Raw genomic sequence first — 15,513 nt, 5'->3', positions numbered from 1 at the left:
GAGACTCGCCATGCGCTATTCACTGGTGCCCGGAAAACTACCGCTGAAGGATGTGGCCGCGCTGTATCGCTCGACCGGCGCGATCAGTGTTGTGCTCGATAATGCGGCACGCGCACCTGTGGATAACGCGGCGCGCCTGGTGGCGCAGGCGGCCAATGGCGATGCGCCGGTCTATGGCATCAACACCGGCTTCGGCAAACTCGCGAAGGTGCGCATCGCGCCCGATCAGGTGGCGGAACTGCAGCGCCGCCTGGTGCTCAGCCATGCGGTGGGCACGGGGCCTTTGCTGCCCGATGCCATCGTGCGCCTGATCCTGCTGTTGAAGATCAATTCACTCGCACAGGGCCTGTCCGGCGTGCGCTGGGACACCATCGTCGCGCTCTGTGCGCTGCTTAATGCCGATGTGCTGCCCTGTGTGCCGGCGCAAGGCTCGGTCGGCGCATCGGGCGATCTCGCGCCGCTGGCGCATCTGGTGCTACCGCTGATCGGCGAAGGCAATGTGCGGATCAATGGCGTCGAGCATCCTGCCGTCGACGGCCTGAAGAAGGCCGGCATTCAACCGCTGACGCTGGGCGCCAAGGAAGGTCTGGCGCTGCTGAACGGCACGCAGGTTTCGACCGCGCTGGCGCTGGCGGGATTGTTCGCGGCCGAAGACATGACGGCCTCGGCGCTGGTCACCGGCGCGCTCAGCACCGATGCGGCAGCCGGCAGCGACACGCCCTTCGATCCGCGCATTCATGCCGCGCGCGGCCAACCTGGCCAGATCGTGGTGGCCGACCTGCTGTTGCATCTGCTGGAAGGTTCGCAGATTCGCGCCTCGCACCGCACCGGCGACGAGCGCGTGCAGGACCCGTACTGTCTGCGCTGTCAGCCGCAGGTGATGGGTGCAGTGCTCGACCTGCTGCGCAACGCCGCCGTCACGCTGGGTTGCGAGGCCAATGGCGTATCGGACAATCCGCTGGTCTTTGGCGAGGGAGAGATTCTCTCGGGAGGCAATTTCCATGCCGAACCGGTGGCCTTTGCCGCCGACATGATCGCGATTGCGCTGACCGAGATCGGCAATATCGCCGAACGCCGGATCTCGCTGCTGGTCGACCCGGTGCTCAGCGGCCTGCCGGCCTTCCTGGCACCCAATCCCGGCATCAATTCCGGCTTCATGATCGCGCAGGTGACGGCGGCCGCGCTGGCCTCAGAGAACAAGCAGCGCGCCCACCCGGCCAGCATCGACACCATCCCGACCTCGGCCAACCAGGAAGACCATGTCTCGATGGCGGCGCATGCGGGCTATCGCCTGCTGGCCATGGCGGAAAACCTGGCCGGCATTCTCGCGGTCGAATGGCTGTCGGCGGCGCAGGGCATCGACCTTCGCAAGCCGCTCGCCACCTCGCCGCGTCTCTCGGCGGCGCAAGCGATCCTGCGCGATCAGGTTGCCTTCATGCCCGAGGATCGTTATCTCGCGCCCGATCTGGCGGCGGCGAAAGCGCTGGTGCAGGACGGCGCGCTACGCCGCCTGCTGGATGCACGCCTGATCTAGGTCACGCACTCTTTATCGCTGCCTTGCCTTCGTCTGACTCGCTTCAGCCAAAATCTGAAGGCACTTTACGGTCGGTGGGCTAAAAAGCCCCCCCGGACGCTCGGAGAAGCGTTCAGACAGGAGTCCGACCATGATCAAGATGAGCGTCTATTACCCGGCCAATAGCGGCTCGAAGTTCGATCACGACTACTACCGCACCCGCCACCTGCCACTGATCAAGGAACGGCTCGGCGATGCCTGTCTGCGCTACGAGATCGATAAGGGCCTTGCGGGTGGTGCACCTGGAAGCACGCCGCAGTTCGTCGCGGCGTGCCACATCTACTCGCCGACCCTGGGGATATTCCAGGAGGCGTTCGGTCGCCACCGCGCGGAGATCGTTGCGGATGTCCCCAACTATACGGACATCACGCCCATCGTGCAGATCAGCGAAGTTGTTGCGGGGTAGGAGATTCGGCGCGTCAGGCGCGATCTGCTGGCGATGTAAGGGTTATGCCTTCGACGAGGTCAGGCTGCAGAAGGCCAGCGCGACAGCAAAGGTCGTGAAGGCGGCGATAACGCCGGCAAGATAAAGCTGTTCGACAAGCGGCATGTCACGGCTCCATGTCTTCAGTGGTCATGATGCATGCTAGCCGCGTCCGCGGACGTCGGATTTGATCTCGGTCAAAAAGCGCGATCTTGGGGAAGAAACGCCACCTCACCGGGCTGTGACGGCTACGAATCGCGCAACCGCCGATTCTCCGCGCTGCACAAGGGTTTTTGACGTCTCGGCGCGGCTTGTATGGGCCGGCGGATATGTTACCTCGGGGTACCCGCTGCGGATCGTCCGATTCTGTTAGGCGGGCGTAGATATCCGCAGATTTGGGAGAGGGTCATGAACAAGGCTGATTTGATCGAGATCGTGCGCGAGACCGCCGGCAGCACCAAGGCCTCGGCCGGTGAAGCGGTCGATGCCATTTTCGAGGCGATGGCCAAGTCGCTGAAGAAAGACGGCAGCTTCACCATTGTCGGCTTCGGCACCTTCAAGGTGTCCAAGCGCGCCGCCCGCAAGGGCCGCAATCCGCAGACTGGCGAGACGATCAAGATCGCGGCTTCCAAGTCGGTGCGCTTCAAGGCATCGACAAGCCTGAAGGGCCGCCTGTAAACCTTTCGCCGTACGGCATGCAAAAGGCCCGCTATTTAGCGGGCCTTTTTTAATCCAGATCGAAACTCTCGCAGAACTCACCGTAATCGCAGGTGATCTCTTCATCCTTGGCGATGTCGCGCGCCGCATAGGTCAGCGGCGTGGTGTTGTCGGTGTTGGGCGTGGCGGCATGGTTGATGAAGCGGGTGTTGTCCAGGCTGACCACCCAGCCGCCCGGGATCTGCGGCGTCACGTAGCCGTAGCGGTCGACGAAGCTGCGCGCCGGCGGCGGCAGTGTCTCGAATATAGATTGCGGGATGATGCGGTCGAAATCCGGCTCGAAGCGCCAGATCAGCGTGCCCTTCCTGATGGGCTCCGCCGCGAAGAGGCCCACGCCCTGGATAGCGCTGGCGGCCGTGTAGGTCGGAATGAGAAGCATGCCGGCTGACTCCGTTTTTGCGGCGTCAGCCTAGCATGCTCCCGGTTCAGTCAGGCAGTGGACTCAGCCCATCCGCATCTTGAAGAAGGCCACGGCCTTGCCAAAGCCATCCTCGGCCTGCTCCTTGCGGTAGCTCGGGCGATAGTCGGCATGGAAGGCATGCGGCGTGTCGGGATAGACGTAGAAGACGGCGAACTTCTTCTCGGCTTCCAGCGCCGCCTTCATCTTCTCGACGGTGTCGTTCGGGATGCCCTGGTCGGCGCCGCCATAGAGGCCGAGCACCGGTGCCTTCAGCTGCTTGACCAGATCGATCGGATGCTTCGGCGTCAGCTCGGTCGACTGGCCGACCAGGCGGCCGTACCAAGCCACGCCGGCCTTCACCTTCGGGTTATGCGCGGCATAGAGCCAGGTGATGCGGCCGCCCCAGCAGAAGCCGGTGATGCCCAGCTTGCTCGGGTTGCCGCCGTTCTTGGCGGCCCAGGCGGCGGTGGCGTCGAGATCGGCCATCACCTGCGCATCCGGCACCTTGGCGGCGGCAGCCTGCGCGCCGGCCATGTCGGTCACCTTGCTCATGTCGGCCTGGCGGGCATAGAGGTCGCCGGCAATGGCCTGGAAGCCCTGCTTGGCGAAGCGGCGGCAGGTGTCCTTGATGTATTCATGCACGCCGAAGATTTCCTGCACCACCAGGATGGTGGGGAAGGGGCCCTTGCCGGCGGGCTGGGCGCGATAGGCCTTCATGGTGCCACCGGGCACCGGGATGTTCACTTCGCCTGCGGTAAGCCCGGTGTCATCAGTCTTGATCGCGGTCTGGCCCATCACCGGGCCGGCGGCCACGGTGAAGCCGGTGATCAGGCTGGTGGCCATGAAGCTGCGGCGGTTGAAGTCGACTTTCGGCATCAGGGCGAGCAGATCGGCGTTCATATATTCCTCCTCGGGAAATAGCCGGCAAAACAGACGCGACAGGATAGTGGGGAGGCCCCCCCTCTTGTCGATAACAAAGGCGTGAGAACGGCTGCGATCCGCTGAAATAAACCGCCTGGGCGGCGGACCATTCAAATGGTGCGTGGCTCAGCTGAAGAGCGAATAGCCGAAGCTGATGGCGGCGAAGATCGCCAGCCAGATCGCGACGAACAGCAGAATGCGACCACTCTTCCAGGGCAGGCGTAGCGCGGCCGGAAGAATCAGCAGCACGCACATGAGAAGGGCGGCGAGTTGCAGCCAGTTTGCCTGACTCATCTCGCCGCCCTGAAAGACGCGGTGTGAATGACGCTGCGGTCAGTCAGCCGAAGACACCTTGGTGCCGCCTGGACGCTGGCACTGGCGATAGAGTGAATCCGCGCCCGGCTCCTTGAAGGAGAGGAAACGCATCTCCAGGCCGCTGACCACCTTGTAGGACGGATTGTCGGTGGCGGTCGGGCCGTGGTACTTCGCCGGCAGGGTATGCACCACCGAGAGCACGCGCTCCGGGCTGATGCGCATCTCGATCTTGCCGCCATCCACAGTCTTTTCGCTGGCGCAGACCTTGCCCAGATGGCGGTCGAAGCTCTTCACGCGATCATATTTCGGATCGGCGACGCCGTCGGGCACGTCATTGCCGGCGCTGCTGGCGATCAGGGAGGGGCGGTATTTGTGGAATTCGGCGGTGGCAACCACGATGCTGCCATAGGGGAAGAAGATCTCGACGTCATCGAGGCGGGCATGCTCGCCGAGGCGCCCATCCACCACCGGCAGCTCGATCACGCGATAGCTGGGCAGGCGGGTGACGTCTTCGTTGAGGCGGATGATGCCGCGGTCATTGCCGCGGTCCTTGGCGCGTTCGGCCTCGAACGGCACCGGCGCAGTGGGCTTGTCGCGTTTGCCCTGGGCCTGGGCGGCGAGCGGCGCAAAACCGGCAACGAAAGCGGCAGAAACGGCCGCCGCTGCAATCCAAAGTCGACGCATGAAGGTCCCCCCTCGAAGCGGATCGCCTGACCGGCGAGTCGGGCGACAGTCGCCCTTGTTTTTCCCTAATGTGGCGCGAGCCTAGCCGTTTTTCCGATTCTTGCCAAGAGTCTAAGAGTTATCAAAAGGTTACTGGAAAATTTGGGAGTCTTCCGGGCTTTGCCATCGCCGGGCGATCCGGGTAAGGTACGGCCGCTTTTCAGGCCGACCTGCGTGCAACGGGCCGGCCTGTTGTCGCTTGAGGAGTGTGGCGTGGCCAATTTCATTGAGGAAGTTGACGAGGATGTCCGGCGCGACCGGATCGAGGCGCTGTGGAAACGGTACAGCCCGCTCGCCATCGGCGCCGTCATCCTGCTGCTGCTGGCCGTGGCCGGCCATCAGGTGTGGAAGAGCTGGGAAACCGACAAGGCCAATGCCGCCGCGACCGCCTTCACCGCCGCGCTGAACCAGGCGCAGGCCGGCAAGCCGGCCGAGGCCGCGCAAGCGCTCGCCGATCTCTCCAAGACCGCGCCGAAAGGCTATGCGCAGATCGCTCGCTTCCAGCAGGCCGCCCTGCTGGTCGAGGCCAAGGACATCACCGGCGCGATCGCCACCTATGACGCCATCGCCGCCGATAGCGGTGTCGAGGCCAGCTTCCGCGATCTCGCCCGCTATCTCGCCGCCTTCCATGGCTTCGACACGCTGGATGCGGATCAGCTGCGTGGCCGTCTCGCCGTGATCAAGAACGACAGCCCGTGGTCGGCCAATGCGCGCGAGATGCAGGCGCTGGTCGATCTCAAGGCGGGCAACACGGAGAGCGCGCGCAAGCAGCTCACCGCACTGGCCGATGATCCGCTGGTGCCCACCGGCCTGCGTGGCCGGGCGACCGAACTGCTCGCCGCTCTCGGCGGCCCAGTCCAGTAAACAGCCCGTCCAGTAAACAGAAAGCCCGTCCATGAAGCGCCTCGCCGTTCTGGTTCTTGCTGCTGTCAGCCTCGCCGCCTGCGATACGGTGGAGGATTGGTTCGGTGCCACCGAGAAGCCGCAGGCCATCGTCGGCGAGCGTATTTCCGTGCTGGCCTTCGACAGCCAGCTCGATCCTGATCCGCAGCTGGCTGATACGCCGGTCAGCCTGCCCAAGCCGTGGAAGAATCCGGACTGGCCGCAGGGCGGCGGCTATCCCGGGCATGCGATGCAGCATCTGGCGGTGGGCGACAGCCTGCGCCGCGCCTGGAGCGCCGATATCGGCTCGGCCGCCGATGACTCGCAGAAGATCCTGGCCCAACCTGTCGTGGCCGAAGGCCGCGTCTTCACCATGGATTCCGAAGCCCGCGTCAGCGCCTTCGACGTGGCCAACGGCCGCCGGCTGTGGCGCGTCAGCCTGACGCCCAAGCGCGAGGATGAAGGCGCGCTGGGCGGTGGCCTGGCCTATCACGCCGGCAAGCTGTTCGTGACCACCGGCTATGGCGACGTGGTCGCGCTGGAGCCGGGCAGCGGCCGCGCCTTCTGGGTCGCCACGCTGAAGCAGCCGATCCGCGGCGCGCCGTCGGCGGATGGCAGCCGTGTCTTCGTCATCACCTATGACAACCAGATGCATGCGCTCGACATCGAACGCGGCGAGGAACTCTGGACCCATACCGGCATCGCCGAAGCGGCCGGCTTCCTCGGCGCCGCCAATCCGGCGATCGAGAACAACATCGTCATCACGCCGTATTCCTCGGGCGAACTGCTGGCGCTACGCGCCGATACCGGTGTCGTCGCCTGGTCGGAGCAGCTCGTCCGCACCTCGGCCCGCATCAGCCAGGCCGGCGCGCTCAACGACATCAACGGCCGTCCGGTGATCGACCGCGGCCGCGTCTACGCCGTCAGCCAGTCGGGCCGCTTCGTCGCCATCGACCTGCGCAGCGGCGAGCGCGTCTGGGAACGCGTCATCCCCAGCGTGCAGACGCCCTGGGTTGCCGGCGACTTCATCTACGCCATCACTATCGACGCCGAGATCGTCTGCATGTCGCGCCGTGACGGCAAGGTGAAGTGGATCCGTCAGCTGCGCCGCTATGAAGACCCCAAGGCCAAGACCAACAAGGGCATCATCACCTGGTATGGCCCGGTGCTGGCCGGCGACCGTCTGCTGGTGGCGTCCACCGACGAGCGCGTGCTGTCGCTGTCGCCCTATACCGGCGACCTGATCGGCGCGATGGCGCTCTCCGACAAGGCGGCGCAGCCGCCGGTGGTCGCTGATGGCACGGTCTATATCGTAACCGACGACGCGAAGCTGATCGCGCTGCGTTAAGGACACCAATGCCTGCCAAGATTGCCATTGTCGGCCGACCCAATGTCGGCAAGTCGACGCTGTTCAACCGTCTGGTGGGCAAGCGGCTTGCTATTGTCGACGACACGCCGGGCGTGACGCGTGACCGGCGCGAGGGCGCGGCGCGCCTGGGCGACCTGGAGTTCATCGCCGTCGATACCGCCGGCCTGGAAGATGCCGACAGCGAGACGATGGCCGGCCGCATGCGGCTGCAGACCGAGACGGCGGTGCGTGAGGCTGATGCGGTGCTGTTCGTCATCGATGGCCGCATGGGCGTGACGCCGGACGACAAGCATTTCGCCAACTGGCTGCGCAAGCAGAAGACCCCGGTGCTGCTGCTCGCCAACAAATGCGAGGGCGGGGCAGGCAAGACCGGCGTGGGCGAAGCCTATGGCCTGGGCTTTGGCGATCCGCTGCCGGTCTCGGCCGAGCATGGCGAGGGGCTGTATGATCTGGCCGTGGCGCTGCTGAAATACATCGGCCATGGCGGCAGCGACGCTGTTCCCGGCGACGAGACCGACCTGCTCGATGACGTGCAGGCCGATATCGACATCGACCCCGATGCCGAGACGCCGATCGATGATGCCTCGCGCCCGATCCAGCTCGCCATTGTCGGCCGGCCCAACGCCGGCAAGTCGACGCTCATCAACAAGCTGATCGGCAGCGACCGCCTGCTGACCGGCCCGGAGCCGGGCCTGACGCGCGACGCCATCGCCATCAAATGGGAATATGAGGGCCGTGAGATCCGCCTGGTCGATACCGCCGGCATGCGGCGCAAGGCACGCGTCGAGCAGAAGCTGGAAAAGCTGTCGGTGGCCGACTCCTTGCGCACCATCCGCATGGCGCAGGTCGTGGTGCTGGTGCTGGACGGCGCGCTCGGCTTCGACAAGCAGGACCTGACCATCGCCGACCATGTGCTGACCGAGGGCCGCGCCCTGGTCATCGCGGTGAACAAGTGGGATGCGGTCGATGACCGCGCGCTCACGCTGAAGGATATCGAGGACCGGCTGGAGCGCTCGCTGCCGCAGGCGCGCGGCGTTCCGGTCATCACTTTCTCGGCGCTTACCGGCCGCCATCTGGATCGCCTGCTGCCCGCCGTGATGCTGCAGTATCAGCGCTGGAACACCCGTATCCGCACCGCGCAGCTCAATCGCTGGCTTGACGAAGCGACTCAGCGCAATGCGCCGCCCCTGGCGGGCGGCCGCACCGTGCGCATCCGCTATGCCACCCAGGTCAAGGCGCGCCCGCCGACGATTGCCTTGTTCGCGCCGCGCGCCGAGTTCATCCCTGAATCCTACCTGCGCTACCTGATCAACGGCCTGCGCGACATCTTCGACCTGAAGGGCGTGCCGATCCGCATGCATCTGCGCAAGGGCAAGAATCCCTTCGTCAATGATGACGATTAAATGAAAACGGGCAGCCTTCGCTGCCCATTTTTGCATTCACATGTGCGCGGCGATCAGGTGATCTTGATCGACAGATCAGGAAGCCCGGCGATCTTGCACAGTAGCACGTCGCCCTTCACCACCGGGCCGACATTCTCCGGCGTGCCTGAATAGATGATGTCGCCGGCCTTCAGCTCGAAGGCCTCCGAGAGTTTCGAAATCTGCTCGGCCACGCTCCAGATCATGTTGGCGAGATCGGATTTCTGCCGCACCGTGCCGTTCACGGCGAGCGAGATGTCGCCCTTGGTGAAATGCCCGGTCTTGGCCACCGGATGGATCGGGCCGATGGGCGCCGACATGTCGAAGCTCTTGCCGATCTCCCAGGGTTTCTTCTCGTCGCCCATGGCGCGCTGTAGATCGCGGCGCGTCATGTCGAGGCCGAGCGCATAGCCGTAGACATGCTCCAGCGCCCTGTCGGTCGGGATGTTGCGTCCGCCGGATTTCAGCGCCGCCACCAGCTCCACCTCGTGATGGTAATTCTTGGTCAGCGTGGGGTAGGGATGGTCGACGCTGCCGCCAGCCGGCACCAGCTGGATTGCATCGGTCGGCTTCTGGAAGAAGAAGGGCGGCTCGCGGTTGGGATCGGAACCCATCTCGCGCGCATGGGCGGCGTAATTGCGGCCGATGCAGTAGATGCGGCGCACCGGAAACACCTGGTCCGAGCCGACAATGGGAATGGTGGTCTGCTTGACCGTGAAGGCCGGCTTGGGCGGTGCAGCCGCCTCGGCGGTGTTGGCAACCGCGCCGGCAATTGCGAGGCTGGCGGCACCCAGGGCAGCAGTCTTCAGGTGGTCGCGACGGGTCTGGTTCATAGGGTTCCTCCTGTTTTATTGTTGCCGCCAGTCTATACGATTCGACGGCAGGGCGGTCGTGGCATCGGCATAACTTTTCCATCAATAACTGCTGGTTGGACTGCGGCACGCCGCATACCAGCGAAATCAGGGCGGGACGCGGCATGGATAAATGGCTGAAGGCTGCACTGGACTACATGCCGCAATGGCTCGAATTCCAGATGCGCATTTTCCAGCGCCCGGGCGCCACCGTTGCCATCACGCATCGCGGCCGCGTCGTCTTCGAGCGCGGCTACGGCTACGCCGATGTGCAGAAAAAACTGCCGATGACGCCGCGGCACCGTTTCCGCGTCGCCTCGCATTCCAAGAGCTTCACCGCCGCCGGCATCATGAAGCTACGCGAGCAGCGCGCGTTGCGGCTGGACGATCCGGTCAGCGAGTATGTCGACGGCCTGCATCCCAGGATCGGCGAAGCCACGATCCAGCAGGTGCTGTCGCATGGCGCCGGCATCAGCCGCGACGGCGCCGATCCCGGCTTCTGGCACGAGACCAAGCCGTTCCTGGATGATGCAGCACTTCGCCGCGAACTGACGCCGGCACCGGTGATTGCCGCCGCGACGCGGCTGAAATATTCCAATCACGGCTATGGTCTGCTCGGCCTTGTCATCGAAGCGGTGACCGGTGAGCGTTATGTCGACTGGATGCGGCGCGAAATCGTCGAAGCGGCCGGTTTGACCGAGACCGATCCCGACATGCGGCCGGCCTTGCGCGGCAAGCTGGCGAAGGGCTACAGCGGCAAGGCGCTGCTGGATCGCCGCGTCACCATTCCGGCGCAGATGCCGACCCATGCGATGGCGCCGGCGACCGGCTTCGTCAGCACCGCGGCCGATCTGGCGCGGTTCTATGCGCAGCTTGCGCCGCAGGCCAAGCGCAGCCTGCTGTCGGCGACCAGCCGGCGCGAGATGATCCGCCGCCACTGGCGCGATCCCTACAGCATGACGGAAAGCTATTACGGCCTTGGCCTTGCCAGCGGCCAGATTGGCGACTGGGCCTGGGCCGGCCATGGCGGCGGCTTTCCCGGTTTCATCACGCGCACGATCGTGCTGCCGGATCAGGACATCGCCATTTCAGTGCTGACCAATTCCGGCGATGGTCTGGCCGGCCCCTGGCTCGACGGCATCGTGAATGTCCTGCGCACCTTCGCCCGCCATGGCGCGCCGGCGCGGCGCACCGCCGGCTGGGCCGGACGCTGGTGGGGTCCGCATGGACCGACCGATCTGGTGCCGGTGGCGGGCAAGGTGCTGGCCGCCAATCCTTTCGCTTTCAGCCCTTTCGTGGATTGCAGCGAGCTGACCATCACGGGCAAGGACCGCGCCCGGATCAGCCAGGCTGGCGGCTTTGGCAATTATGGCGAGGATGTCCTGCTCAAGCGCAATGCGCGCGGCCGTATCGCCGAGGTCAATTTTGCCGGCTGGCCGATGCAGAGCGAGGCCAGGGCGGCGAAAGAACTGATCAATCGTTACGAGAAGAAGAAACGCTGATGCCGGTCAGGGCAGGCCATTGCGGCCATGCTGCATGAAGGCAGGCCGGTGGCTCAGGCGGTCGTAATAGGCGGACACCGCCGGGAAGGCGGGGTGCTCAATGGGCGACATGAACCAGCGGTTGACCGACAGGCCGATCACGATATCGGCCGCCGTGAAGCTGTCGCCGACGACATAGGCACCGGTGCGGGCCAGTTGCGCATCGAGGCTCGCCACCTGTGCGGTCCATTCACGGATCGAGCGCTCGATCTCGGCCGCGTTCTGAAAGGCGGGGTTCTTGCGCACCAGTCCCAGGAAGGCATGGCGCCACGATCCATTGAAATCGCCGCCCTGCCAGTCCATCCACATTTCGACGCGGGCGCGGCCGGCCGGATCGGCGGGCAGCAGGTCGTGGCGGCCATGCTTGGCGGCGAGATAGCGCACGATGCTGTTCGACTCCCACAGCGTCACGCCGTCATCCTGCAGCACCGGCACCAGCGCATGCGGATTGAGGCTGATGAACTCCGCCTCGCGGGTCGAGCGGCCGGCACCGCCCCAGTTGGGATCGTGGCTGTAGTCCAGACCGATCTCGGCGCAGGTCCACAGCACCTTGCGCACATTGATGGATTCAGGCTTGCCCAGGATGGTCGGCATGGCGGGTCTCGCAGGGTGGAACGCGGCGGAACTGTAGCCAAAAACACTTCGGCCGCGACCGAAACATTGCACCCGTGCAATCTGCCATAAAACGGCATCCACCCCTTCCTGAGGATCGCGCCCGTGCTTGGTTTTGAATGGTCTGCCCTGATCTGGATCGCCGCCGTGTTTCTGCTGGCCGGCGCGGTGAAGGGGGTGATCGGCTTGGGCCTGCCCAGCATCTCGCTCGGCCTGCTGGCCGCCACCATGGACCTGCGCATGGCGATGATCGTGCTGCTGGTGCCCAACTTCGCCACCAATATCTGGCAGGCCTGCACCGGCGGCCACTTCCGCCTGCTGATGCGTCGGCTTTGGCCCTTCCTGCTTGCGGCCTCTGTCGCCATCTGGTTCGGCGCCGCGGCGCTCGACCACGTCGATACGAAACATCTGTCGGCGTTGCTTGGGTTGCTGCTGATCATTTATGCGCTGATCGGCCTGCTGCGGCCGCCGGTGGCGATTCCGGCCCGGCATGAAGTCTGGGCCGGACCGCTGGTCGGCATCGTCAACGGCGTGCTGACCGGACTGACCGGCTCCTTCGTGGTGCCGGGCGTGCTGTATCTGCAATCACTGGGACTGGCGCGCGACCAGCTGGTGCAGGCGATGGGACTGCTGTTCATGGCCTCCACCCTGGCGTTGGCCATAGCGCTATCCGGGGCGTTGGGCGGCCGCGACATGATCGGCGGCAATCTGCTGTGGGTTTCGGCGGCGGGCGTGGTGCCGGCGGTGCTCGGCATGGTGGCCGGGCAGAAGCTGCGCGACCGGCTGTCGGAAGCAGCCTTCCGTCGCCTGTTCTTCCTCGCCCTGCTGTTGCTCGGGCTTTATATCGTCGGGCGGTTCATCCTGTGATCCGCCCGACGACAATGCTGTGCTGCGTCAGAGAGTCTTGCCCAGATAGTGGGCGACTTCCTGCGGGAAGAAACCGACGGATTTGACGGCTTCCTTCAACTTGGATTCCGAAACGCCGAGGCGATCGGTCCAGTATTCCAGTTCGTCCTTGTCGGCGACATTGACACGGTCATGCAGCTTGCGACGGGTTTTGTCGCCGGCGGCATTGTCGTCGCGATGACCGGCAAGCGAACCGCTCGATGCGGTCGGCTGGCTGATGGATACCGGATCGCTGGCTGGGAAGCTGTCGCGCAGCGCCGCGTCGAGTTCGGCGTCTTCGTCGCGACCCTCGCGCTTGGCTTCCTGCATCTGCTCTTTGGACGGCTTGTTCATTTCGGATGGATGACGACTGCTGGCCATGGCGGCCTCCTGTTCTGGGAACAGAGCAATAACGGCGCGCCGCTCATGCGGTTCCCGCCGTAAGCCGTCTCAATCATGGCGAAATCGTGGAGCGAGTCGCGCCGCTACTTTTCGTCGAGCAGGTCCAGCAGCTCGGCGCGCAGGGCCGCGACAGTCTGCGGATATTTCTCCTTCGGCACGGTGCCGTTGGGGCGCTGCAGCGCTGGCGTCACCAGCCGTTTCAGCTCCGGCATGGCGGCCGAGATCAGGCCATGGCGCAGGCAGGTGACGGCATAACGGAACGCGGCGCGTTCCCAGTCGTCGGGCGTGCGGTTGGCGGCGGCGGCATGATCGAGGAAGTTGTCGAGCAGGCTGACAAGCGCGCGTTTCTGCGCGCCCTTGTCGAGCGTGGCGAAGGCGTCGTCGGTTGGCAGGGGTATCAGATCAGTCATCGGACGCATCCTCGCAAAAGGAGCGGGGAGGGCTCGATTTGTCGGCGCAATAGAGCATGGTTTCACGCATAAGTCGCTGCAATTCGCCGCTATATGCGCAAGCGGCGCTGTTAAGTGCCGTATTCAGCAGATAACCGGACTGCTAGACTGCGCCGCAGAATCACCTGGGGGAATGCCATGAGTCTCGCTGCGAATATCCTGGTTGCCATTGTGGCGCTGCTGCACCTGTATTTCCTGGTGCTGGAAATGGTGCTGTGGACCAAGCCGATGGGCCTGCGCGTCTTCCGCAACACGCCCGAGAAGGCCGAGATCACCAAGGTGCTGGCGGCCAATCAGGGCCTGTATAACGGCTTCCTCGTCGCCGGCCTGGTCTGGGGCCTGGTGCATCCCGACCCGGCCATGGCGCTGCAGGTGAAGATATTCTTCCTGCTCTGCGTGATCGTGGCCGGCGTCTACGGCGCCTGGACCGTCAGCCGCCGCATCCTCTATGTGCAGGCCGTGCCAGCGTTCATCGCGCTGGCGCTGCTGGCCTGGCTCTGAGCAGCCAGCGGTAGCCGATCACCGCGGACGCCGCGAGCACGAAGCCGCAGACGAAGATCACCGGGCGGATGCCGAACAGCTGGAACAGCAGGCTGCCGGCCGCCACCGAGCCGAGGCCGCCGATCCACGAGCCGACCAGCTTGAGGCGATAGAGCCGCGCCACCATCTTGGGGCCGCCATGCCCGCTGCCCGCATCCTTCTGGATCATGCTGAGAAAGGACAGGTCGGCGATCGGCGGCCCTGACGCGGTGATGGCCGCGGCCAGCATGATCATCTCCAGGCTGGGCGCCCAGGCCATCAGCATATAGCCGCAGCCCGCGATGCTATGTCCGGTCAGCGTCCAGCGCGGCCGGTTGCGGATCGTGAGGTTGCCGCTGATCAGGCTGGACAGCACATTGCCGCAGCCATAGGCGGCCAGCACATAGGCATAGCTGCCGATATCGGCCATCAGTTCGCCATGCAGCAGCAGCGCCGTGCCGAGGATCAGGCCGAGCTGCCAGCCGCCGTTGCTGATCATGTTGGTGACGATGGCGTAGAAGACGTCGGCTCGCGCCCTTGCGGCGCGAAACGCCTCCAGCACATCGTCGATCGGCCGCGCCTGCGCAAACGGCGGCGCCGGCATCTCGATCTGTGCCGCCGCCATCGCACCGCGCATGCGCCGCCGGATCAGCGTCGCACAGCCCGAGGAGAGCAGGAAGCAGACGGCGGCGAGACCGAGAATCCACACCTGCTGCACGGCGACTTCCAGCACGCCGATCAGCATCGGCCCAAGGATGCGCGCCAGCCGCTGCGAGCCGTCGACCAGCGCGTTCATCGCATGCAGCAGCCCGGTCTCGGCGCTCAGGCGCGGCAGCGCGCCATAGGCCAGCGGCAGCGGCAGCGGCCGCAGCAGCGCCATCAGCAGCACGGCGGGCACGAGGATCCAGACATCGCCGGGCGACAGCGCCAGCCAGCCGACCGGCAGCAGCACCAGCAGGCCGCGCAGCAGGTCGATCCAGGCCATGCCGGTGAATTCGTCGAAGCGGTCGACCAGCGCCCCACCGAACAGTGCGAAGATCAGCGAGATGAAGGCGGTGATGGTGACGAGGATGGAGGCCTGCGTCCCGAAGGCCTCGACCATGTACCAGGTGATGGTGGCGTCGTAGATCTGCAAACCCAGCCCGGCAATGCTGGCGCCAAGCCACAGCAGGGTCATGTTGCGATCGCGCAGGGGGCGGAACAGAAGCATCGGGCGGGGAATAGAGCGGGGCGGTCAAATAGAAGGGTGAATCCTTGTACGCTGGCCGCCGCATGGCTGCAACCGGGCCGGGAAGCCTTGGCGGCGACCTCTCGCCATGGCGTGCATACCGTGGCGCTCAGCCGTTGGTCCGCCGCCCAACCACAGCGCGGAAAGCCACCACGCCTATTGTCGGAAGGCAGGTCTGTTCACCCATGCAGGCGAATGTACTGGCTGATTTATGGCAGTGCCGGGAACTTCGCTTACGCAGCCCTGTTGTTGACCGTCGTCTCCTGCCTTGGCTGGATCCG

At 65.0% G+C, this 15,513-nt stretch carries 18 protein-coding genes; 9 read left to right on the top strand and 9 right to left on the bottom strand.

Annotation, left to right across the window (positions count from 1 at the left end; all coding sequences use genetic code 11):
* Positions 1–10 precede the first annotated feature (10 nt).
* The 3 genes from hutH to AC1RRT_RS01355 all read left to right on the top strand — a co-directional run bounded on the left by hutH (position 11) and on the right by AC1RRT_RS01355 (position 2,675).
* Positions 11–1,534, top strand: coding sequence for a histidine ammonia-lyase (hutH, locus tag AC1RRT_RS01365; RefSeq protein ID WP_493011853.1), 1,524 nt, complete (start codon positions 11–13; stop codon positions 1,532–1,534).
* A gap of 130 nt (positions 1,535–1,664) precedes the next feature.
* On the top strand, positions 1,665–1,979 hold the full coding sequence (locus AC1RRT_RS01360) for an EthD family reductase (protein WP_493011852.1): 315 nt from the start codon (positions 1,665–1,667) through the stop codon (positions 1,977–1,979).
* Positions 1,980–2,405: 426 nt separating this feature from the next.
* Positions 2,406–2,675, top strand: coding sequence for an HU family DNA-binding protein (locus tag AC1RRT_RS01355; protein ID WP_493011851.1), 270 nt, complete (start codon positions 2,406–2,408; stop codon positions 2,673–2,675).
* A 49-nt stretch (positions 2,676–2,724) separates the two neighbouring features.
* Here AC1RRT_RS01355 and AC1RRT_RS01350 read toward each other — a convergent pair whose 3' ends face one another.
* The 4 genes from AC1RRT_RS01350 to AC1RRT_RS01335 form a co-directional block, all read right to left on the bottom strand.
* Positions 2,725–3,093, bottom strand: a complete 369-nt coding sequence (locus tag AC1RRT_RS01350; RefSeq protein WP_493011850.1) for an SET domain-containing protein — start codon at positions 3,091–3,093, stop codon at positions 2,725–2,727.
* 63 nt (positions 3,094–3,156) lie between these two features.
* A complete protein-coding gene (locus AC1RRT_RS01345) occupies positions 3,157–4,014 on the bottom strand; it encodes a dienelactone hydrolase family protein (RefSeq protein WP_493011849.1) in 858 nt (285 codons plus the stop codon).
* Between the two features lie 147 nt (positions 4,015–4,161).
* Positions 4,162–4,329, bottom strand: a complete 168-nt coding sequence (locus AC1RRT_RS01340; RefSeq protein WP_493011848.1) for a hypothetical protein — start codon at positions 4,327–4,329, stop codon at positions 4,162–4,164.
* Positions 4,330–4,368: 39 nt separating this feature from the next.
* Positions 4,369–5,034 (bottom strand): hypothetical protein, encoded by a 666-nt coding sequence (locus AC1RRT_RS01335; protein WP_493011847.1) that lies wholly within the window; start codon positions 5,032–5,034, stop codon positions 4,369–4,371.
* Between the two features lie 252 nt (positions 5,035–5,286).
* Here AC1RRT_RS01335 and AC1RRT_RS01330 point away from each other — a divergent pair, with 252 nt between their 5' ends.
* From AC1RRT_RS01330 to der, 3 genes are read left to right on the top strand one after another with little or no spacing between them, the layout of a single operon-like run.
* Complete coding sequence (locus AC1RRT_RS01330; protein WP_493011846.1) at positions 5,287–5,937, top strand: tetratricopeptide repeat protein; 651 nt, start codon at positions 5,287–5,289, stop codon at positions 5,935–5,937.
* A gap of 31 nt (positions 5,938–5,968) precedes the next feature.
* On the top strand, positions 5,969–7,303 hold the full coding sequence (locus AC1RRT_RS01325; protein ID WP_493011844.1) for a PQQ-like beta-propeller repeat protein: 1,335 nt from the start codon (positions 5,969–5,971) through the stop codon (positions 7,301–7,303).
* An 8-nt stretch (positions 7,304–7,311) separates the two neighbouring features.
* Complete coding sequence (der, locus tag AC1RRT_RS01320; RefSeq protein WP_493011843.1) at positions 7,312–8,727, top strand: ribosome biogenesis GTPase Der; 1,416 nt, start codon at positions 7,312–7,314, stop codon at positions 8,725–8,727.
* Positions 8,728–8,780: 53 nt separating this feature from the next.
* Here der and AC1RRT_RS01315 read toward each other — a convergent pair whose 3' ends face one another.
* Positions 8,781–9,578: a fumarylacetoacetate hydrolase family protein gene (locus tag AC1RRT_RS01315; protein ID WP_493011842.1), complete on the bottom strand. Its 798-nt coding sequence runs from the start codon at positions 9,576–9,578 to the stop codon at positions 8,781–8,783.
* A 143-nt stretch (positions 9,579–9,721) separates the two neighbouring features.
* On the opposite strand from AC1RRT_RS01315, the gene AC1RRT_RS01310 reads away from it, so the two are divergent.
* Positions 9,722–11,098 carry a serine hydrolase domain-containing protein gene (locus AC1RRT_RS01310; protein ID WP_493011841.1) on the top strand — a complete coding sequence of 459 codons (1,377 nt, stop codon included), beginning with the start codon at positions 9,722–9,724 and terminating at the stop codon, positions 11,096–11,098.
* 6 nt (positions 11,099–11,104) lie between these two features.
* Here AC1RRT_RS01310 and AC1RRT_RS01305 read toward each other — a convergent pair whose 3' ends face one another.
* Complete coding sequence (locus AC1RRT_RS01305) at positions 11,105–11,731, bottom strand: glutathione S-transferase family protein (RefSeq protein WP_493011840.1); 627 nt, start codon at positions 11,729–11,731, stop codon at positions 11,105–11,107.
* A gap of 123 nt (positions 11,732–11,854) precedes the next feature.
* Here AC1RRT_RS01305 and AC1RRT_RS01300 point away from each other — a divergent pair, with 123 nt between their 5' ends.
* A complete protein-coding gene (locus AC1RRT_RS01300; protein WP_493011839.1) occupies positions 11,855–12,616 on the top strand; it encodes a sulfite exporter TauE/SafE family protein in 762 nt (253 codons plus the stop codon).
* Positions 12,617–12,643: 27 nt separating this feature from the next.
* On the opposite strand, the gene AC1RRT_RS01295 is transcribed toward AC1RRT_RS01300, so the two are convergent.
* Entirely contained in the window at positions 12,644–13,015 is a 372-nt protein-coding gene (locus tag AC1RRT_RS01295; protein WP_493011838.1) for a DUF3606 domain-containing protein, read from the bottom strand.
* A gap of 104 nt (positions 13,016–13,119) precedes the next feature.
* Positions 13,120–13,446: a hypothetical protein gene (locus AC1RRT_RS01290; protein ID WP_493011837.1), complete on the bottom strand. Its 327-nt coding sequence runs from the start codon at positions 13,444–13,446 to the stop codon at positions 13,120–13,122.
* A 177-nt stretch (positions 13,447–13,623) separates the two neighbouring features.
* On the opposite strand from AC1RRT_RS01290, the gene AC1RRT_RS01285 reads away from it, so the two are divergent.
* Positions 13,624–13,986 carry a DUF1304 domain-containing protein gene (locus AC1RRT_RS01285; protein WP_493011836.1) on the top strand — a complete coding sequence of 121 codons (363 nt, stop codon included), beginning with the start codon at positions 13,624–13,626 and terminating at the stop codon, positions 13,984–13,986.
* Here AC1RRT_RS01285 and AC1RRT_RS01280 read toward each other — a convergent pair.
* Positions 13,955–15,181 carry an MFS transporter gene (locus tag AC1RRT_RS01280; protein ID WP_493011835.1) on the bottom strand — a complete coding sequence of 409 codons (1,227 nt, stop codon included), beginning with the start codon at positions 15,179–15,181 and terminating at the stop codon, positions 13,955–13,957. The two genes, AC1RRT_RS01285 and AC1RRT_RS01280, sit on opposite strands and share 32 nt — an antisense overlap.
* Positions 15,182–15,513 lie beyond the last annotated feature (332 nt).

This window comes from Ferrovibrio sp. GW821-FHT12B10 (genome assembly GCF_058807515.1).
The sequence above is the reverse complement of the archived record's forward strand: the minus strand, read 5'-3'. Positions and strand labels throughout refer to the sequence as shown.